The organism is Sabulicella glaciei, assembly GCF_026183895.1.
GTDB lineage: Bacteria > Pseudomonadota > Alphaproteobacteria > Acetobacterales > Acetobacteraceae > Roseococcus > Roseococcus glaciei.
Map to the genome: position 1 here is coordinate 104,911 of NZ_JAPFQI010000001.1, position 19,186 is coordinate 124,096.

Consider the following 19,186-nt stretch of genomic DNA (forward strand, 5'->3'; position numbering starts at 1 on the left):
CCACCACGAAACCCATGGGTCGCCCCTTGCACGCCACCTTCCGCGCCCTGCTGCTCGCCACCGCCGGAATCGGCCTGCTCGCCATGCCCGAGGCCGTGGCGCAGTCGCCGCGCCGCGCGGCACCCGCTGCCGCGCCCCAGCCCCAGGGCGTCATCACCTCCGTCGACATTCGCGGCAACCAGCGCATCGAGGCGGAGACGATCCGCTCCTACATGCTGCTGCAGCCGGGCGACCCGTACGACCCGGATCGCTCGGACCGCTCGCTGCGCTCCCTGTTCCAGACCGGGCTGTTTCGCGATGTCCGCATCACGCGCGACGGCTCGCGCCTCGTGGTGCAGGTTCAGGAGAATCCGATCGTCAACCGCGTCGCCTTCGAGGGCAACCGGCGCATCTCCGACGACAACATCCGCCCCGAGATCCAGCTCCGCGCCCGCAGCGTCTTCACGCCGCAGCTCGCGCAAGGCGACCGCCAGCGCATCCTCGACCTGTATGCCCGCCGCGGCCGCTACGCAGCGCGGGTCGAGCCCAAGATCATCGAACTGGACCAAAACCGCGTGGACGTGGTCTTCGAGATCACGGAGGGCGAGGTCGCGCAGGTGGCGCGCATCAACTTCGTCGGCAACTCGGCCTTTTCCGACTCACGTCTGCGCGAGGTTGTGGCGACCAAGGAGCAGGCCTTCTACCGGATCTTCTCCACCTCCGACACCTTCGACCCGGACCGGCTCTCCTTCGACCGCGAACTCCTGCGCCGCTACTACCTGCGCAACGGCTATCCCGACATCCAGGTGGGGAATCCGTCGGCGGAGCTGGCGCCGGACCGCTCGGGCTTCTTCATCACCTATCCGATGACTGAGGGGCAGCGCTTCTCCTTCGGAGAGATCACGATCACCTCCGCCTTCCCGAACCTGAACACGCAGGAGCTGCGGCGCTTCATCGAGATCCGCTCCGGCGACTGGTACGACGGCGACGCGGTGGAGCGCACCTCGCAGGCCATCGCGGACGCGGCCAATCTGCGCGGCTTCCCCTTCGTGGACGTGCAGCCGCAGATCACCCGCGACACGGATGCGCGACGCATCAACATTACCTTCGCGATCAACGAGGCGCCGCGCATCTTCGTCGAGCGCATCGACATCGAGGGCAACACCCGTACGCAGGACCGCGTGATCCGGCGCGAGTTCCGCCTCGCGGAGGGCGATGCCTTCAATGCCGCGCAGGTCCGCCGCTCGCGCGAGCGCATCCGGAACCTGAACTATTTTGGCGACGTCCAGATCACCAGCGCGCCCGGCTCCGCGCCGGACCGCACCATCATCACGACGCGGCTGCAGGAGCGGGCGACGGGCGAGGTGAGCGTGGGCGGCGGCTACTCGACCGATGCCGGCTTCCTCGCGGATTTCGGCATCCGCGAGCGCAACCTGTCAGGCACCGGCCTCGACGCCCGCATCGCCGCGACCATCGCGCAGCGCCGGTCGCAGCTGGACCTGTCCATCACCGATCCAGCCTTCCTGGACCGCAACCTCGCCCTCGGCGCGGACGTGTTCTACATTCAGCGCAACCTGCTCAACATCGCGAACTACAGCGAGCGTCGCGCCGGCTTCGCGCTTCGCGCGGGCTGGGAGTTCAACGAGCGGCTGCGGCAGAACGTGTCCTACAGCCTCGTCCAGCGCGAGGTGTACAACATCCAGGCTGGCGCCAGCCGCTACGTAACCGAGCAGCGCGGCTCCACCCTGCTGTCGCAGGTGAGCCAGACGCTGTCCTATGACACGCGCGACAACTTCCTGGAGCCCCGCCGTGGCTACCTGATCCGCCTTGGCACCGACCTCGCCGGGCTCGGCGGCGACGTCGCATATTTCCGCGGCCGGCTGGATGGCGGCTTGCACCTGCCATTCGAGCGCATCCTCGGCCACGAGGATTACGTGCTTTCCTTCACGGCGAGCGTCGGCATCCTGGAATCCTTTGGCAACCGCCCCGACCGCATCGTCGACCGCTTCTTCCTGGGCGGCGAGAACCTGCGTGGCTTCGCCCTGGCCGGCGCCGGCCCGCGCGACCTCAACACGGGCGACGCGCTGGGTGGCCGCTTCATGTGGACCCAGAGCAGCGAGTTCCGCTTCCCGCTGCCCGTCCCGTCGGAACTTGGCCTGATCGGCCGCGCCTTTGTGGATATCGGCTCGCTGTCGCGCACCGTTGCCGGCACAGGCATCGGCGACACCGCGGCGCCGCGCGTTGGCGCGGGGGTAGGCATCTCCTGGCGGTCGCCCTTCGGGCTGATCAACATCGACGTCGCGCAGGCGGTGGCGAAGCAGCGCTACGACGAGACCCAGGTCGTGCGCTTCGGCTTCGGCACGCGCTTCTGAACCGGAAAGTCTGATCCTCATGCGTTTTTCTCGTCTCGTCCTCGGCCTGTCCATTGGCCTCCTTCCGGCTTTCGCCCTCGCGCAGCAGGGTGGGCAGGAGTGGTTCGTGCCCGGACAGGGTCAGGGCGGGCAGCGCCCGGCCCAGGCGCAGCAGCGCCCCGCCCAACCTCCGGCCCAGCAGCGTCCGGCGCAGCCTTCGCAGGGCCAGGCGGCGCGGACCGGGCAGCAGCCCCCGGCAGCGCTGATCGGCATCGTGGACATCCCCGAGGTGCAGCGCGTCTCCACCGCATTCAACCAGGTGCGAGAGGAAATCGAGCGGCGCCGCACCCGGCTAAACGATGACCTCCAGCGCGAGCAGAACACCTGGCGCGAGGCGCAGCAGCAGCTGGCCACGCAGCGCGCGACGCTGAACCCGGAGCAGATCCGCCAGCGCGAGCGCGAGCTGCAGGACCGCATCACCGACTCGCAGCGTATCTTCCGCAACCGCTCGCAGGCGATCGAGCAGGCGGCGCAGCAGGCCCTGTCGCAGATCGAGGAGTCGCTGGCGAACGTGGTGCGGCAGGTGGCCGCCGGGCGCAGCGTGAACATCGTGCTGCCGCGACCGCTGGTCATCATGAACGAGCCCGCCTTCGACATGACGGAGGAGGTCAGCCAGCAGTTCAACCGCATCCTCGCGCGGGTGAACATTCCGGCCGACAGCGATGGCTCCACCCCGCCCGCCCCGCCGCCACAGCAGGTCACCCCGCGTGGCCAGGCACCGGCCCCGGCCGCGCAGGGCGGCCAGCGCCCGGCCCAAGGCCGCAACTGAGGGAAAGGGGGCCGCATGGCCGCCGACCCGCGCTTCTTCCTCCAGGCCGGGCCGCAGAGCCTGGCCGCCCTCCTCGACGCTGCCGGGGCGTCCAGCCCGGGCGACCCGGCGCGGCGCTTCGTCGGCGTCGCGCGTCTGCAGGACGCGACCGAGGATCAGGTCAGCTTCCTCGACAACCGCCGCTACCTCGACGCGCTGACCAGCACGCGCGCCGGGGCGGTGGTGCTGGCCGAGGCGTTCGTGGCGCAAGCACCCCCTGGCTGCGTGCCCATTGTCGCCAAGGCGCCTTATCTCGCCTTCGCCCGCATCGCTGCCCTGTTCCATCCTGCGCCTGCGCCGCTGCCGGGCATCCACCCGAGTGCGGTGGTGGACCCCAGCGCCCGCATCGGCGAGGGGACGGAAATCGCCCCGCTGGCCGTGGTGGGTGCGGGCGCCGAGATCGGGCCGCGCTGCCTCATCGGCCCGCATGCCGTGATCGGCCCTGGCGTGATGCTCGGCGAGGGGTGCCGCATCCATGCCCACGCCAGCGTCAGCCACGCCTTGCTCGGCCGCGCCGTGGTGCTGCACCCGGGCGCACGGATCGGGCAGGAGGGGTTCGGCTTCGCACCTACGCCGGACGGGCGTTACGTCACAATGCCGCAGCTCGGCCGCGTCATCCTGGAGGACGGGGTCGAGATCGGCGCCAATGCCTGCGTGGATCGCGGCTCCCAGGGCGACACGGTGATCGGGGCGGGCACGCGAGTGGACAATCTGGTGCAGCTGGCGCACAACGTCCGCACCGGCCGGGGCTGCGTTCTCGCTTCGCAGGTCGGCATCTCCGGCTCCACCACATTGGGCGAATTCGTGCAGGCCGCCGGCCAGGTGGGGATGACAGGGCACCTGGTCATCGGACGCGGCGCGCGCATCGGCGCACAGGCGGGCGTCATCAACGACGTGTCGCCGGGCGTCGAGCTGTTCGGCACGCCGGCACTCCCGGTGAAGGAAGCGTTCCGCCAAGTGGCGGTGTTGAAGCGGATGTCTGCGCGCTCGCGCGGCGGCAAGGGAGAGGGCGGCTAGGCGCCATGGACGGCAATGATGCGGGCGTGACGCTCGGCACCTACAGCATCCAGCAGGTGATGGAGGCGATCCCGCATCGCTACCCCTTCCTGCTGATCGACCGCGTCGTGGACCTCGTGCTGGACGAGCGCGCCACCGGCATCAAGAACGTCTCGATTAACGAGAACTTCTTCCAGGGCCATTTCCCGCAGGAGCCGGTGATGCCGGGCGTCCTGCTCATCGAGAGCATGGCGCAGACCTCGGCCGTGCTGGTGGTGGCGACGCTGGGCGAAGCGTCGAAAGGCAAGCTCGTCTACTTCATGACCGTGGAGGCGGCCAAGTTCCGCCGTCCCGTGGTTCCGGGCGACCAGGTTCATGTCCACGTCCACAAGGTGCAGCGCCGCATGAATGTCTGGAAGTTCCGCGGCGAGGCCAAGGTGGACGGTGTCGTGGTCGCTGAGGCCACCTATGCCGCAATGATCAGGGACCGGTGAAAAGCTTGGACTCCATTGCGCCGACGGCGGAGGTTCACGCCTCCTCCGTCATCGCGCCCGGGGCCGTGATCGGCGCTGGGGCGCGGATCGGCCCGTTCTGCATCATCGGGCCGGAGGTCGAGATCGGCCCTGGCGCCATGCTCGCCTCGCACAACGTGGTCGAGGGGCGGACCGTGATCGGGGAGGGCGCGCAGCTTGCCTCCTATGCCTCTGTCGGGCTCGCGCCGCAGGACCTGAAATACAAGGGCGAGCCGACGGGCGTGCTGCTCGGGGCGCGCAGCGCGCTGCGGGAGCACGTGACGGTGCATCGCGGCAGCGTGGGTGGCGACGGCTTCACCCGCGTCGGCACGGACTGCCTGCTGATGGCCTGCTCGCATGTCGGGCATGATTGCGCGCTGGGCAACGGCGTCATCCTGGCCAACAACGTCATGCTGGGCGGGCATGTGCGGCTGGGCGACAATTGCTTCCTTGGCGGTGGAGCAGCCGTGCACCAGATGGTGCGGATCGGCCGGCAGGCGATGGTGGGCGGCCTCGCGGGCGTGACCAACGACGTCCCGCCCTTCGGCAATGTCTTCGGCCTGCCCGCGCGCCTGGTCGGGTTGAACGTGATCGGGCTGCGGCGTCGCGGCTTCGCGCGCGAGAACCTGCACGCGCTGCGCGCAGCCTTCCGCCTCATCTTCCGTGAGCCGGGCACCTTCCAGGAGCGCCTCACCCAGGCCGAGACGCAGTTCGCCGGCGACGCGCTGGTCGGTGAGGTCATCGCCTTCCTCCGCGCCGGCGACCGGCGGCGCGAGCTGATCCGCCCCGGCCGCATGGCCGCCGAGTTCGGCGACGAGGAGGAGAGCGGGACGTGACGGTCGGGGTGATCGCGGGGGGCGGTCCCTTTCCCCTTCGCGTCGCCGAGGCCGCCGCCGCCCAAGGCCCCGTCTTCGTGGCCTGCATCCGCGAATTCGGCGACCCCGCGGCCTTTGCGCATCTGCCCCACATGGTGGAGCGGGCCGGGGCGGGTGGCGCCATCCTCGACCGCTTCCGGCGCGAGGGGGTGACGCGCATCGCCCTGTGCGGCACGGCCCGCCGTCCTTCCCTGACTGGCCTTTGGCCCGATGCCTGGACCGCGCGTGCCCTGGCGCGTCTCGGCCCCGCCTTCCTGCGCGGGGACGACGCGCTGCTGCGCGGACTGGTCCGCCTCCTCGAGGAGGAAGGCTTCAGCGTCGTGGCGCCGCAATCGCTGATCCAGGAGGCAATGGCGCCCGCGGGCCTTCTGGCGGGGCCCGCTCCGGATGCGGCGGCGCGCACCGACATCGCGCGCGGCGTGGCGGTGCTGCATGCGCTGGCGGCGCAGGATGTCGGGCAGGCCGTGGTGGTGCAGCAGGGCCTCATCCTCGGCATCGAGGCGATCGAGGGCACGGATGCGCTGCTGGCCCGCGCCGCGACGCTGCGTCAGGAGGGGGCCGGCGGCGTGCTGGTGAAGCTGCCCAAGCGCGGTCAGGAGATGCGCGTGGACGCGCCCATCATCGGCCCGCGCACGGTGGAGGGGGCCAGGGCGGCCGGGCTGCGCGGCATCGCGGTGGCCGCGGGGGGCACGATCATCGCCGATCGCGCCGAAGCCTTGCGCGCAGCGGAGCAGGCGCAAATCTTCATCACCGGAATCGAGGAGTAAACCGAATGAGCTTCCGCTACCTGCACACCATGCTGCGCGTCGGCGACCTGCAACGCAGCGTCGAGTTCTACACGAAGCACCTCGGCATGCGAGAGCTTCGCCGCAACGACGTGCCGGACGGCAAGTACACCCTCGTCTTCCTCGGCTATGGCGACGAGAGCAAGGAGACGGTGCTCGAACTCACCTACAATTACGGGGTGGAGAAGTACGAGATGGGCGGGGCCTTCGGCCACCTGGCCATCGGGGTGCCCGACATCTATGCCACCTGCGAGAAGATGCGCGCCGAGGGCGTGAAGATCTCGCGCGAGCCCGGCCCGGTGAAGTTCGGCACCACGCTGATCGCCTTCATCGAGGATCCGGACGGCTACAAGATCGAGCTGATCCAGCGCGGCTGATCCAGGGCCGGGCTGGCGCGCCCCCGGCCCAATAAACTTTCCCTCTCTTGGTGCGTTTTGATCCTGGCGGGTGTAAGACTCCGCCGGGATCAGACCGGGGGCACGGGTGAACGAGTTGGCGCGGCCGCCAGCGGCCAGTCTGCCTTTTCAGTTGCAGGTGAAGGTGGCGGATGCAGTTCCGCACGCCTCCTGGCAGCGCGCCCGCGCGGCCGCCATGGAGGCGCTGCGGCAAGGCCGTGTCGTCCTGCTTCTGGGCGAGGCCGGATCGGGCAAGACGTTGCTGCTGCGCGAATTGGAGCGGAGCCTGCGCGACGAGGGCCGTCCGGTGCGCTTCCTGGAGCATGCCCTGCTCGCCGATCCGGATGAAACCGGATCGACCCTGCTGGTGGACGAGGCGGGCTCGCTGGACGATACGGCGCTGAACAGGCTGTGCAGTGCCGCCGTTCCCGTCGCCATCGCCGCCCTGCCGGGCTTCGTCGGGCGGCTGGAGGGCATGTCCTGCCCGGTCGTGTTGGTTTCCCTGGCGCCGCTCACACCAGAAGAAGTGCGGCATTTCGTCGCGTCCACCCTGGCCGCGGCGGGCAGCGATCCCGACCGTTTCACCACCGAAGCCGTGGAGGTTCTGGCGCTCCTGTCCCGCGGGCTGCCGCGCCTCGTGAACTCGCTGGGCCGGGCCGCGACTTTCCTGGCCGAGATGGAGGGCGCGCCTCATGTCGGGGCGCAGCATGTCGAGGTCGCGGATGCGATGCGTCCGCGGGCCACGGTGGCACCGGAGCCTAAACCCGAGCCGAAGCCCGAGCCGGCTGCCGAGCCCGGGCCTGCGCCCACGCCCATCCGGTCCGGTCCGCCGGCCCTTGTCCCAGAAGCCGCCCCGCTCGTGGAGGAGCCCGCACCGCCGCGCCGGACCGGGCTGATCCTGCTCTGGCTTGTGGCGCTGGGCGCGGTCCTGGCCGGGGCATGGCTGCTGCCGGGCAGAGAACCTGCTCCCGTGGCCGAAGCGCCGCCCATGCCGGCTCCATCCGCCCCTGCCACGGCGGCGGAGGCACCGGCGTCCGCCCCCGCGTCCCCGGCGGCAGCCACACCCGTGTCGCCACCCGCCCCGGCGCCGGTCCTGGCGGTTCGGGCGGGCGGTTATCGCGGCTCGCACTTCAACGCGACAGCCGCGCGCGGCGGCTGGCTGCGGCTTTTCGTCGAGCGAAGTGCGGAGGCGGGTGAGGTGACGATCCGCCTCGAGTCCCATGGTGGCATCGTCGGAATGGGCGAGTTGCGCGGTCGCGCCGTCGAGGGGGGTGGCTTCGTCGCCCTGGGCCAGGTGCTGCTGGATCGGGTACCCCACGAGGTGAAGCTGGAGGCGGCAATGGAGGCCGGCCAGCTTTTCGGGGTGGCAAGGTTCACTCCCGCTGTGGGCGGGGATCCGGTGGATAGCGAGTTCAAGCTGACGCCCTTCTAGACCTTGCCTCGGGCGGCATGGCGCGGGAAACACCGGCCATGCCCGCCTCATCCCCGCTTTCCAGCATGACCGGCTTCGCGCGCGAGGCCGGCACCTTGCCCGACGGGGCGCCCTTCGCCTGGGAGCTGCGCTCGGTGAATGGGCGCGGGCTGGAACTGCGCTTCCGCCTCCCCCCGGGCATGGAGGCGCTGGAGGCCGCCGCGCGCAACGCAACCGGCAAGGCGCTGAAGCGGGGCAGCGTGCAGGTCGCGCTTTCCGTGCAGCGGGACCAGCGGCCTGTGCTTTCCCCCAATCCCGCCGCGCTGGAACGTGCGCTCGGCATGGCGCTGGAACTTTCCGCCCGCATCCCCGGCGCCCCGGCCCCCCGTGCCGAGGCGTTGCTGGCCCTTCCGGGGATCCTGCGCGCCGAGATCCCCGAGCCGGAAGAGGGCGAGGAGGAGGCGCGCCGCACCGCGCTGCTCGCGGCCTTCCGCCTTGCCCTGGACGCGCTGGCCGCCTCCCGCATCGGCGAGGGCGAGAGGCTGCGCGCCGTGCTGGAGGGCCTACTGGACGAGGTTGCGGCGCTGTCGGCCGCCGCGCGGCACGAGGCGGAAACTCAGCCCGGCGCCCAGCGCGCCCGACTGGAGGAAGCGCTGGACCGGCTGCTCGGCGAGGAGGGACGCCGCCGCTTCCCGGAGGAGCGGCTGGCGCAGGAGGTGGCGCTGCTCGCCGCCCGCTCGGACGTGCGGGAGGAACTGGACCGGCTCGATTCCCACATCGCCGCCGCCCGCGCCCTGTTGGCGGAGGGCGAGGCCATCGGCCGGCGGCTGGACTTCCTCGGTCAGGAATTCGTGCGCGAGGCGAACACCCTCTGCTCCAAATCGGCGAGCACGGAGTTGACGCGGCTGGGCCTGGAGCTGAAGGCGGCGATCGAGCGGCTGAAGGAGCAGGCGGCCAATGTCGAGTAGCGTCCCCCCGCGCCGCGGCGTCTGCCTCGTCCTTGCTGCCGCGCCGGGCGGCGGCAAGACCAGCGTGTCCCGCGCCCTGCTGGGCAGCGAGCCGGGCCTCGCCCTTTCGGTCAGCGCCACCACCCGCGCGCCGCGCCCGGGCGAGAAGGAGGGCGTCCACTACTACTTCCGCAGCGAGGCGGAGTTCGACGCAATGGTCGGACGCGAGGAGTTGCTGGAGCATGCGCGCTTCCTCGGCCGCTCCTACGGCACGCCGCGCGCCCCGGTGGAGGCGGCGCTCTCGGCCGGGCGCGACGTGCTGTTCGACATCGAATGGCAGGGCCACCGGCAGCTGAAGCACCGCATGGCCTGCGACGTGGTCGGCATCTTCTTGCTTCCCCCCTCCATGCAGGAACTGGAGCGCCGGCTGCGCGGCCGCGCGACGGACACGGAGGACGAGATTCGGCGCCGGATGGCCGCTTCGCGCGAGGAGATGCGTCACTGGGACGAGTTCGACCACGTCCTGGTGAATCGCGACTTCGAGGCGACGGTGGCGGAGGTGCGCGCCATCCTGCATGCCGCGCGCACGCACCGGTCCCGCCAGCCCTGGCTGCCGGGCTTCGTGGAAAGCCTGCTGGCGTGACGGATGCGGCCGCCACGGTGCTTTCCGTCGCGGCGCCGGTCTTCGCGCTGATCCTCGCGGGCTATGTCGCGGCGATGCGCGGCTGGGTGGATCAGGCGGGGTTCAAGGGCCTCACCGGTTTCGCCTTCTCCTTCGCCGCGCCGGCGCTGCTCTTCGCGGGCGGTACGGCGGGATATGCGGGGGGCGGGGGCGCGGCGCTCGCCTTCTTCGGCGGCACGGCGGTGCTCTACGGGGCGACGATCCTCCTGGCGCGCCGACCGCTGGGCTTGGCGGGGTCGGGGGCGCTCGCGCTCAACGTCACCTTTGGCAACACGGTGATGATGGGGATTCCGCTGGTCGCCGCCGCCTATGGGCAGCGCGGGCTGGCGGTGCTGCTGGCGATCCTGGCGCTGCATTCGCTGGTTCTGCTCGGCACGGCGACGGTGGTGGCGGAAGTGGCGCGCAACCCCGGCGCCCGGCCCGCGCCCCTGCTGCGTGCCACGCTGGGCGGGGTGGTCCGGAACCCGGTGGTCATGGCGGTGCTGGCGGCGCTAATCTGGTCCTTCTTCGGTCTACCGGTGCCTGCCCCGGCCCGGGCGACGCTCGAATTGCTGGGCGCGGCCGCGCCGCCGGTCAGCCTGTTCTGCCTGGGCGGCAGCCTGCACGGTTTTGACGCACGCGGCGCGGCGGGGCGCACGGCGATGACCGTGGTCCTCAAGCTGGGCGCCTTGCCGCTGCTGGTCTGGGGGTTCTGCCGCCTGCTCGACCTTTCACCGCTGGAAACGGCGGTGGCGGTGCTCACCGCCTCGCTGCCTACCGGCGCCAATGCCTTTCTGCTGGCGCGGCGCTACAGCAGCGGCGCGGATGAGAGCGGAGCCGCCGTGCTGGTCAGCACGGCGCTCAGCGTCGGCACCCTGTCCCTGGTGCTGGCGCTGTTCCGGCCCGTCTGAGGTTCAGCCCCCCTCCAGCACCGGCTCCAGCCCCAGCAGCAGGGCGAGGGCTTCCAGGCGCCGCCGCACCGGCTCGCCCGCGAAGACGCCCGCGCCGGGGTCGAGGAGGAGGCGCAGCGTAGCGCCCTGCCGCTCCAGCGAGGTGGCGCGCAGCAGTGCCGGCACGCCGCCGCACAGGGTGAAGGCGAGGCGGAAGGCGGCGCCCAGCACCTCGCAGCGGCGGATCGTCGCGGCGGAAAGCAGGCCGCGCGCCACGGAAAGCCCCGGCATCGCCGGTTCCGCGTCGTAGCGCATGGCCGTCGTGAGGGCGAGGAATGCGCGCGAATGGTGGTCCAGCCCGACGCCGTGCAGGCGCAGGAGGCGCAGCAGGGCCTGCTCGGCGCGGTAATCCGGGTGGTCGCGGCTGCCGGTATCGGCCACCCAGCAGGCCGCGACGCGCAGTTCCGCCTCGCCCGGCCCGTCCTCGGCGAGGGGGGCGGTCCATTCCACGAGCGCTTCCGGCAACGCCGGGTCGCGCCCCAGCCGCAGCCCCAATTCCCGCGCGGCGGCGAGGAGCGGGTCCTCGGAGCGCACGGGACCGGGCAGATGTCGGGCGTACCAGCCTTCTCGAAGGCCATTGCCGCTGAACACCACGCGCCCCGCGCCGGAGGCGCGGAGAAGGCGGCGCAGCACCGCCGCGGCGAAGGGCAGGTCGCCCGCGCGCTTGGCCGGCGCCTCGGGCATGCGCTCCAGCGCGCGGCGCGGCGCGTTCATCACCACCCCCGCGAGGTCGCGCGCCTCCTCCCGCCGGATGGCGTAGTGGTGGACGATGTGCAGCGGGTAGCCGGTCTGGGCGATGTGCATGCGCGCCAGGGCGCGAAAGGTGCCACCGACCAGGAACAGGTCCTTCATCGGCGCGGCGCCTAGCCAGGGGACCGTCTTGAGTTCCGCCTCCGCGATGGCGCGGGCGCGGGTCACGTCGCCCTCGGCGCGGTCGCAGAGGCGGATGGTGCCGAGCGGCAGGGACACCGTGTCCTCGATCCGGCCGGAAACGAGGCGCACCAGTTCCAGCGAGCCGCCTCCCAGATCGCCCAGCACCCCGTCGGCATGCGGCACGCCGAGCAGCAGCCCCTCGGCGGAAAGCCGCCCTTCCTCGTCGCCCGAAAGGATGCGTAGCGCCACGCCGGGCATGGCGTCCTGCACCCCGGCGAGGAATTCTTGGCCGTTGGAGGCGTCGCGCACCGCCGCCGTCGCCAGCAGCTCGATCGGCTCGGCACCCATGCCGCGGGCGAGTGCGTGGTAGCGGCCGAGCACGGTCAAGGCCTGGGCGGCGGCACCGTCGTGGAGCCGGCCCGTCGTGTGCAGGCCGCGCCCGAGGCCGAGCACGGCCTTCTCGTTGAAGATGGCGTGCGGATTGCGCTCCCGCCCCTCGTAGACGACGAGGCGCACCGAGTTGGAGCCGAGATCCACGACCCCGAAGCGTTCTGCCTCCACCCCCTCAGTCCTGGTAGAGGCGGTTGGCCTTGCGGCGCGGGGTCCGTTGACGCGGAGGGTTGAGGGCGGAGCCGCGGCCGGAAAGAGAGGGGTTGGTCATGAAATATCCGTGCGCCGAGAATTGGTTGGGGTCGGGGGGCAGGCGGCGCCAGTTGCCATCCGGCTCCAACTCCCAGCTTTGGGCGGCGTCGCGCAGGTTGACCACCATGATCTGGTCGAGGACCTGTGCGTGGACGGTCGGGTTCTCGATCGGCACCAGGCTTTCCACGCGCCAATCCATGTTGCGCGCCATCCAGTCGGCCGAGGAGACATAGACCCGCGCGCGGCGCGAGGGCAGGCGGTGCCCGTTGCCGAAGGCGCAGATGCGCGAATGCTCCAGGAAGCGTCCGACGATGCTCTTCACCCGGATGTTGTCCGAAAGGCCGGGAACGCCGGGGCGCAGGCAGCAGATGCCGCGCACGATGCACTCGACGCGCACCCCCTCCTGGCTGGCGCGGTAGAGAAGGTCGATCAGTTCCTCATCCACCAGGGAGTTCATCTTGAGCCAGATGCCAGCGGGCTTCTCGGCGCGAGCGAAGTCGATCTCCTGCTCGATCAGCCCGCGCAGCGTGGGGCGGATGGTGAGGGGCGCGAAGGCCAGCTTCTCCATCGCCTCCGGCCGGGCATAGCCGGTCATGTAGTTGAACAGCTTGGCGGCGTCGCGCGTCAGCGCCGGGTCGGCGGTAAAGAAGGACAGGTCCGTGTAGATGCGTGCCGTGATCGGGTGGTAGTTGCCCGTGCCGAAATGGGCATAGGCGCGCATCAGCGCCCCCTCACGCCGCACCACCAGCGAGACCTTGGCGTGGGTCTTCAGCTCGACGAAGCCGTAAACGACCTGCACGCCAGCCGCCTCCAGCTCGCGCGCCAGGGCGATGTTGCGCTCCTCGTCGAAGCGGGCCTTCAGCTCCACCATGGCGGTGACGCTCTTGCCCGCCTCCGCCGCCTCAATCAGCGCCTTGGCGATGGGGCTGTCGCGCGTGGTGCGGTAGAGGGTCTGCTTGATGGCCACCACGTTGGGGTCGCGCGCCGCCTGGCGCAGGAACTGCACCACCACGTCGAAGCTCTCATAGGGGTGGTGGACGATGATGTCCTTGGTGCGGATCGCCGCGAAGCAGTCACCGCCGAAATCGAGGATCCGCTCGGGGAAGCGGGGCGTGTAGGGCGTGAAGAGCAGGTCCGGACGGTCATCCACGATCAGCTGCCGCAGGTCGGACGCGCCAAGCAGCCCGTCCACCGTCACCACCGACTTTCGGTCGGCGTCCAGCTCCTCCGCCACGAAGTCCACCATGTCGGCGGGCATGCGGGCCTCGACGGCCAGCAGGATGGCGCGGCCCTTGCGGCGGCGCTTCAGCGCGCTCTCATAGGAGCGGACGAGGTCTTCTGCCTCTTCCTCAAACTCCACGTCCGTGTCGCGGATCAGCCGGAACAGGCCGCGCTCCGCCACGATGAAGCCTGGAAAGAGGTGGTGCAGGTTCAGCGTCACCACGTCCTCGAGCGCGGCGAATCTGATACCGGTGCCATCCCCGTCCGGCAAGCGGATGAAGCGCTCCACCTGCGGCGGCAGGGGGATGAGCGCGCGCATCGTGCCGCCATCCTCCTCGCGCACCAGCTTGAGGACCATGCAGATTGCCAGGTTGGACACGAAGGGGAAGGGATGCGCCGGATCCACCGCCAGCGGCGTGAGGACCGGGAAGATGCGCTCCAGGAAATAGGTTTCCAACCAGGCGATGTCCGGCTCGCCCAGCTCATCCGCCTCCAGTGCGCTGAGCCGGGAATCGCGCAGCAGGCCGCGCACCGTGCGCCACGCCTCCTGCTGCGCCTCCACGAGTTCGAGGGCGCGGGTCTCGATGGCGGCAAGCTGCTGCGTCGGCGACAGCCCGTCCGGCGAGGACATTGTGATGCCCTCCCGCTCCTGCCCCACCAGCCCGGCGACGCGCACCGAGTAGAACTCGTCGAGGTTGGAGGCGGAGATGGCGACGAAGCGCAGCCGCTCCAGCAGGGGGTGCCGGGGGTTGGCCGCCTCCTCCAGCACGCGGGTGTTGAAGTCGAGCCAGGAAATCTCCCGGTTGAAGAAGCGCTCCGGACCCATTTCGGGCGCGCGGAGGAGGGTTTCGGCCTGCGACATGCGGGAGAGCCTACAACAGCGCCGGGCCTTGCCGCACCGGGTCACTGCCGGTCGTCTCGGGATCGTCATCTGCGGCAAGGGGCGCGATGGCGGCGAGGGCGATGGGGCGTGACAGCCGCCCGGCGGCAAGGGAGGCGCGGTCCAGCCGCGCGGCCGCCTCGGCCACCGCGGCGGCGGATCGGGGCAGGCGCAACCGCACCGCGGCGAGCACGGCTGGGTCCAGCTGGAGCTGCCGCTCGGAAAGCTGCTTGCGGAACAACGCCTCCAGCAGCGCATCGGATGGCTCCTCCAGCGTGGCAAGGCCGCTGGCGGCGAGACGGGAGCGGAGATCGGGCAGGCGAACAGGCCAGGAGGCAGGCGGGCGCGGCGCCGCCATCAGCAGGGGATGCCCCGCCTCGGCGCAGGCGTTGACGAGGTGGAACAGCGCCGCCTCGTCACCCGGCATGTCGGCGTCGTCCAGCGCGACGCCCCGCCGGGGGGCGGGGGGCAGGCCGCGCAGCGCCGGGCCGTCGCGGAGGTCCCAGCCGTGGCGCGCCGCCATGATGTGCAGCAGGTGCGTCTTGCCGGTGCCCAGCGGCCCGGCGAGGACGAGGCGCCGGTTCGGCCAGCGGTCCGGCGCCTCCAGCCAGCGCAGCGCCGCCTCGTTGCTCCCATCGGCGATGAACTCCTCCTCCCGGAACGCGGCCGGGGGGAAGATCGGCAGGACGAGCTGGGACATCAGGGTCGCGGCGGATCGAGGTAGAGCGGGCTTTCGAGGTAGCGCCGCAGCCAGAACCGCGCCAGCACGCCCAGCGCCGCGGCCAGCGGCACGGCGAGCAGGACGCCCAGGAAGCCGAAGGCCACGCCACCGGCGAAAAGCGCGAAGATGACCCAGACCGCGTGCAGCTCCACCCGGTCGCCCAGCAGGCGCGGATAGATCACGTATCCCTCCACCGTGTGCCCCACCGCGAAGATCGCGGTGACCAGCAGCGCCGCTCCGGTGGTGCCCCATTGCCCGATCGCCAGCAGCACCGCGATGGCGAAGCCGGTGAAGGAGCCGACATAGGGAATAAAGGACAGGAGCCCGGCGAGGAGACCCACCATCAGCCCCAGCTCCAGCCCGATGGCGGAGAGCGTCATGGCATAGAAGGCGCCCAGCAGCAGGCAGCACAGGAGCTGTCCGCGCAGCCAGGCGGACAGCACCCGGTCCATGTCGCGCGCCAACTGCCGCAGCGTGGCGGCGGAGCGGCGGGGAAGCCAGGAATCGATTCGCGAGATCATGCGCGGCCAGTCGCGCAGGAAATAGAAGGCGACGACCGGCGTCACGATGGCGAGGGTGAAGACGTTGAACAGCGCGAATCCGCCGCCGATTAGCCGCGTCGCCGCCGTGCCGAGCCAGCCGAGCATGGCGCCCGCCTGGCCGATGACGAGTTCGCGCAGCCGCGTATCCACCACCTCGGGTCCCGCCTGCGCCTCCAGCGAGATCATGAAGTCCCGCAGGGCCTGGCCAATGGTGGCGATGTAGCCGGGCAGGCGAGTGAGCAGCACGCCGATCTGCGCGATGACCAGCGGATACAGCAGCAGGGCGGCCAGCAGCCCGGCGGCGAGGATCATCAGCACCAGGAGCCCGGCCGCGAGGCCGCGCGGGACGCCGATGCGGGCAAGGCGCGCCGCCACCGGGTCCAGGAAATAGGCCAGCACGATCGCAAGCACGAAGGGCGTCAGGATCGGCGAGAAGATCCAGAACACCAGCAGGAGGACGCCCAGCGCGCCCAGCGTCAGCATCAGGCGCTGGCGCGGCGTGGCGGTGCGGGGCCGCGGGCGGCCGCGCCCGGGGGAGGGGGCGGCCTCGCTCATCCATGGCCCCGCAATTGGCCCGATGCCGCGGCGACATAGGCGATGAGCGAGCCCGCCGTGGTGACGGCCGTGGCGAGGATCAGCACCGTGACGGCGGGGCCGAGCGGGACGCCGAAGCCCTCGGTGAACAGGACCAGCCCGGCCAGGGCCAGTTGCGCGAAGGTGTTGAGCTTGGAGATGGCGAGTGGCCGGATGGTCGGCCGCAGCCCGAGCATCCAGAGCAGCGCCAGCCCGCCCAGGATCATCACGTCGCGGAACACGACGAGGATGGCGAGCCAGTCGGGCAGCACGCCGATCACCGCGAGGGTGACGTAGACCGACACCAGCAGTGCCTTGTCCGCCAGCGGGTCGAGCATCGCCCCCACCACGCTGCGCGCCCCCAGGGCCCGCGCCAGCCAGCCATCCAGCGCGTCGGAGATTCCGGCGGCGAGGAAAACCAGGAAGGCGAGGTCCAGCCGGTGTTGCACGACCAGCCAGACCGTCAGCGGCACCATGACAAGCCGCGCCAGGGTGATGAGGTTGGGCAGCGTCAGCAGGGCGTGACGCGGCGACCCCTCGGCCGGAGGGGGCTCAGCGCCCCGGGGCAAGGCCGACCCGCCAGGAGGGGCCATCGCCGTCCACCAGGACCCCGGCGGCGAAGATGCCGCCCTGCGCGTCGCCCGGCTGGGCACGCAGGGAAAGTCGCAGCCGGGCCGAGTTGATTGCGATGGACATGACTTCGACCCCCGCGACCGGCTCGGCGGCGAGGAGGCGGCGGCGAAGCTCCAGCCACTCGCCCAGGCTGCCGAAGCTGGCCGCGGCCTCGATGTTGGCGACGGGCGCCATGGACACGGAAACGCCGCCGCCACCGCCCGAAGGGCGGCTCAGCCCCGCCGTGCCGGAGGCGAACTGCACCGTCAGCCGCCCGACATAGCGGGTCGGGGTGGTGCGCTCCTCCTCGACCACGATGGCGCTCACCATGGACTCCAGCTGGGAATCGGAGGGGCTGCCCGACGCGCCCGTCGCGGCCTGGAGGCGCTGCCACGCGATGCGGCGCGCCGAGGCGAAGGCGCGGTCGCGCGCCTGCACCGCATTGTCGGCCGTGGCCTCCGCCGGCACCCCGCGCTGCACCAGGGGGTTGTCTTGCGCCGCCCCGGGAAGGCAAAACGCCACCACGGAGAGAGGGGCCAGGAGGGCTGCGCGTCGGCGAATTCGGTCGGTCACGTGGGGTCCCCCATCCATTCTCCCTCCTTTCAACGCCTTACCGCATCGGAGGCTTCCCTGACCAGTTCCCCGACCAACGCCCCGAGCAACGGACTGACCTACGCGGCTTCCGGCGTCAGCATCGAGGCCGGCGACGCGCTGGTGGAGCGGATCAAGCCGCATGCCCGCGCCACGGACCGGCCGGGCACGATGGGCGGGCTCGGCGGATTCGGCGCGCTCTTCGACCTGAAGGCCGCCGGGTTCCGCGACCCGGTGCTGGTTTCCTCCACGGACGGAGTCGGGACCAAGCTTCGCCTCGCCATCGATGCCGGGCGGCACGACAAGGTCGGCATCGACCTCGTCGCCATGTGCGTGAACGACCTCGTCGTGCAGGGCGCGGAGCCCCTCTTCTTCCTGGATTATTTCGCCACCGGGAAGCTGGAGGTGGAACGAGCCGCCGCGGTGGTTGCCGGCATCGCGGAGGGTTGCCGCGAGGCTGGCTGTGCCCTGGTCGGCGGCGAGACCGCCGAGATGCCGGGCATGTACCACGGGGAGGATTACGACCTCGCCGGGTTCTCCGTCGGCGCGGCGGAGCGGGACGCGCTGCTGCCGCGGGCGGTCGTGGCAGGGGACGTGCTGCTTGGCCTGCCGTCCTCGGGCGTGCATTCCAACGGCTTCTCGCTGGTGCGGCGGATCCTGGACTCTGCCGGCGTCGGGATGGGCGACCCGGCGCCCTTCGCGGAGGGCGCGACGGTGACCGATGCGCTACTGGAGCCCACGCGGATCTACGTGAAGCCGGTGCTCTCGCTGCATCGCGCGGGGCTGCTGAAGGCCGCGGCCCACATCACCGGGGGCGGGCTGCCGGGGAACCTGCCGCGTGTCCTGCCTGAGGGGATCCGCGCCGTGGTGGAGGGCGGGTCCTGGCCGCTGCCGCCCGTCTTCCCGTGGCTGGCCCGGCTCGGCGGGGTGGAGGAGGCGGAGATGCTGCGCGTCTTCAATTGCGGCCTTGGCATGATCCTCGTCGTCGCCGAGGCGGATGTGCCCGCGGCGACCATCGCGCTGCAATCGGCCGGGGTCGCCGCGTATCGCATCGGTGCGCTGACCGAGGGCGATTCCGGGGTGGAGATGCTGGGGAAGCTGCCGCTGTGAGGTCCCGCGTCGCCGTGCTGATTTCCGGGCGCGGCTCCAACATGGCCGCGCTGCTTGCGGCGGCTTCCGTCCCGTCCTACCCGGCCGAGATCGCGCTGGTCGTGTCCAACCGCGGCGACGCGGCCGGTTTGGAACTGGCGGCCAAGGCTGGCGTGCCGGGACGAGTGGTGCCGAGCCGTGGCCGGACGCGCGAGGCCTTCGAGGCCGAACTCCAATCCGCGCTGGAGGAGGCGCGGGTCGAGTATGTCGCGCTGGCCGGCTTCATGCGCGTCCTGACGGAGGGATTCGTCCGGCGCTGGGAAGGCAGGATGGTGAACATCCACCCCTCGCTGCTGCCGAGCTTTCCGGGGTTGGACACGCATCGCCGTGCCCTGGCGGCGGGGGTGCGGCTGCATGGCTGCACCGTCCACTTGGTGACCCCCGGCGTGGATGAGGGGCCGATCCTCGCGCAGGCCGCCGTCCCGGTGCTGGAGGGCGACGACGAGGCGATGCTGGCGGCGCGCGTGCTGGAGCAGGAGCACCGCCTCTACCCTGCGGCGTTGGGCTGGCTGGTTTCGGGCCATGCTTGGCTGGAGGCGGGGCGCGCGGTGGTGGCGGCGGAGGGCGCGCGCGGGCGGTCGCTGGCGAACCCCTTGCCCGAAATCCTCGGGCTTCCTACACACGACGCCACCAGTTGAATTCGAGGGAAGCG

General features: G+C 71.3%; 19 protein-coding genes. 13 read left to right on the top strand and 6 right to left on the bottom strand.

Features of this window, described 5'->3' with window-relative positions; translation table 11 throughout:
- The first annotated feature begins 14 nt into the window (after positions 1 to 14).
- From bamA to OF850_RS00505, 11 genes are all read left to right on the top strand, one after another.
- Positions 15 to 2,351, top strand: coding sequence for an outer membrane protein assembly factor BamA (gene bamA / locus OF850_RS00455; protein WP_301587697.1), 2,337 nt, complete (start codon positions 15 to 17; stop codon positions 2,349 to 2,351).
- Between the two features lie 19 nt (positions 2,352 to 2,370).
- On the top strand, positions 2,371 to 3,159 hold the full coding sequence (locus OF850_RS00460; RefSeq protein WP_301587698.1) for an OmpH family outer membrane protein: 789 nt from the start codon (positions 2,371 to 2,373) through the stop codon (positions 3,157 to 3,159).
- 15 nt (positions 3,160 to 3,174) lie between these two features.
- Positions 3,175 to 4,215, top strand: coding sequence for a UDP-3-O-(3-hydroxymyristoyl)glucosamine N-acyltransferase (gene lpxD, locus OF850_RS00465; RefSeq protein ID WP_301587699.1), 1,041 nt, complete (start codon positions 3,175 to 3,177; stop codon positions 4,213 to 4,215).
- A gap of 5 nt (positions 4,216 to 4,220) precedes the next feature.
- Positions 4,221 to 4,688 carry a 3-hydroxyacyl-ACP dehydratase FabZ gene (gene fabZ / locus OF850_RS00470; RefSeq protein WP_301587700.1) on the top strand — a complete coding sequence of 156 codons (468 nt, stop codon included), beginning with the start codon at positions 4,221 to 4,223 and terminating at the stop codon, positions 4,686 to 4,688.
- Entirely contained in the window at positions 4,685 to 5,542 is an 858-nt protein-coding gene (gene lpxA / locus OF850_RS00475) for an acyl-ACP--UDP-N-acetylglucosamine O-acyltransferase (RefSeq protein ID WP_301587701.1), read from the top strand. Before fabZ ends, lpxA begins: the two co-directional genes overlap by 4 nt.
- Positions 5,539 to 6,348, top strand: a complete 810-nt coding sequence (locus tag OF850_RS00480; RefSeq protein ID WP_301587702.1) for an LpxI family protein — start codon at positions 5,539 to 5,541, stop codon at positions 6,346 to 6,348. Before lpxA ends, OF850_RS00480 begins: the two co-directional genes overlap by 4 nt.
- A gap of 5 nt (positions 6,349 to 6,353) precedes the next feature.
- Positions 6,354 to 6,743 carry a lactoylglutathione lyase gene (gene gloA / locus OF850_RS00485; protein WP_301587703.1) on the top strand — a complete coding sequence of 130 codons (390 nt, stop codon included), beginning with the start codon at positions 6,354 to 6,356 and terminating at the stop codon, positions 6,741 to 6,743.
- 163 nt (positions 6,744 to 6,906) lie between these two features.
- On the top strand, positions 6,907 to 8,193 hold the full coding sequence (locus tag OF850_RS00490) for a hypothetical protein (protein WP_301587704.1): 1,287 nt from the start codon (positions 6,907 to 6,909) through the stop codon (positions 8,191 to 8,193).
- Positions 8,194 to 8,231: 38 nt separating this feature from the next.
- Positions 8,232 to 9,140 (top strand): YicC/YloC family endoribonuclease, encoded by a 909-nt coding sequence (locus OF850_RS00495; protein WP_301587705.1) that lies wholly within the window; start codon positions 8,232 to 8,234, stop codon positions 9,138 to 9,140.
- Positions 9,130 to 9,762, top strand: a complete 633-nt coding sequence (gmk, locus tag OF850_RS00500; RefSeq protein ID WP_301587706.1) for a guanylate kinase — start codon at positions 9,130 to 9,132, stop codon at positions 9,760 to 9,762. Before OF850_RS00495 ends, gmk begins: the two co-directional genes overlap by 11 nt.
- Complete coding sequence (locus OF850_RS00505) at positions 9,759 to 10,691, top strand: AEC family transporter (protein WP_301587707.1); 933 nt, start codon at positions 9,759 to 9,761, stop codon at positions 10,689 to 10,691. Before gmk ends, OF850_RS00505 begins: the two co-directional genes overlap by 4 nt.
- Positions 10,692 to 10,694: 3 nt before the next feature.
- Here the strand turns inward: OF850_RS00505 and OF850_RS00510 are convergent, their stop codons facing one another.
- From OF850_RS00510 to OF850_RS00535, 6 genes are read right to left on the bottom strand one after another with little or no spacing between them, the layout of a single operon-like run.
- Positions 10,695 to 12,164 carry a Ppx/GppA phosphatase family protein gene (locus OF850_RS00510; protein ID WP_301587708.1) on the bottom strand — a complete coding sequence of 490 codons (1,470 nt, stop codon included), beginning with the start codon at positions 12,162 to 12,164 and terminating at the stop codon, positions 10,695 to 10,697.
- A gap of 4 nt (positions 12,165 to 12,168) precedes the next feature.
- A complete protein-coding gene (locus OF850_RS00515) occupies positions 12,169 to 14,328 on the bottom strand; it encodes an RNA degradosome polyphosphate kinase (RefSeq protein WP_301587709.1) in 2,160 nt (719 codons plus the stop codon).
- Positions 14,329 to 14,338: 10 nt separating this feature from the next.
- A complete protein-coding gene (locus tag OF850_RS00520; protein ID WP_301587710.1) occupies positions 14,339 to 15,046 on the bottom strand; it encodes a P-loop NTPase family protein in 708 nt (235 codons plus the stop codon).
- Positions 15,046 to 16,164, bottom strand: a complete 1,119-nt coding sequence (locus OF850_RS00525; protein WP_301587711.1) for an AI-2E family transporter — start codon at positions 16,162 to 16,164, stop codon at positions 15,046 to 15,048. Before OF850_RS00525 ends, OF850_RS00520 begins: the two co-directional genes overlap by 1 nt.
- Complete coding sequence (locus OF850_RS00530) at positions 16,161 to 16,751, bottom strand: CDP-alcohol phosphatidyltransferase family protein (RefSeq protein ID WP_301587712.1); 591 nt, start codon at positions 16,749 to 16,751, stop codon at positions 16,161 to 16,163. Before OF850_RS00530 ends, OF850_RS00525 begins: the two co-directional genes overlap by 4 nt.
- Positions 16,735 to 17,367, bottom strand: a complete 633-nt coding sequence (locus OF850_RS00535; protein ID WP_301587713.1) for a hypothetical protein — start codon at positions 17,365 to 17,367, stop codon at positions 16,735 to 16,737. Before OF850_RS00535 ends, OF850_RS00530 begins: the two co-directional genes overlap by 17 nt.
- A 57-nt stretch (positions 17,368 to 17,424) precedes the next feature.
- Here OF850_RS00535 and purM point away from each other — a divergent pair, with 57 nt between their 5' ends.
- Positions 17,425 to 18,495 (top strand): phosphoribosylformylglycinamidine cyclo-ligase, encoded by a 1,071-nt coding sequence (gene purM, locus OF850_RS00540; RefSeq protein WP_301588832.1) that lies wholly within the window; start codon positions 17,425 to 17,427, stop codon positions 18,493 to 18,495.
- On the top strand, positions 18,492 to 19,172 hold the full coding sequence (gene purN, locus OF850_RS00545; RefSeq protein WP_301587714.1) for a phosphoribosylglycinamide formyltransferase: 681 nt from the start codon (positions 18,492 to 18,494) through the stop codon (positions 19,170 to 19,172). The genes purM and purN overlap by 4 nt, the downstream gene beginning before the upstream one ends.
- Positions 19,173 to 19,186 lie beyond the last annotated feature (14 nt).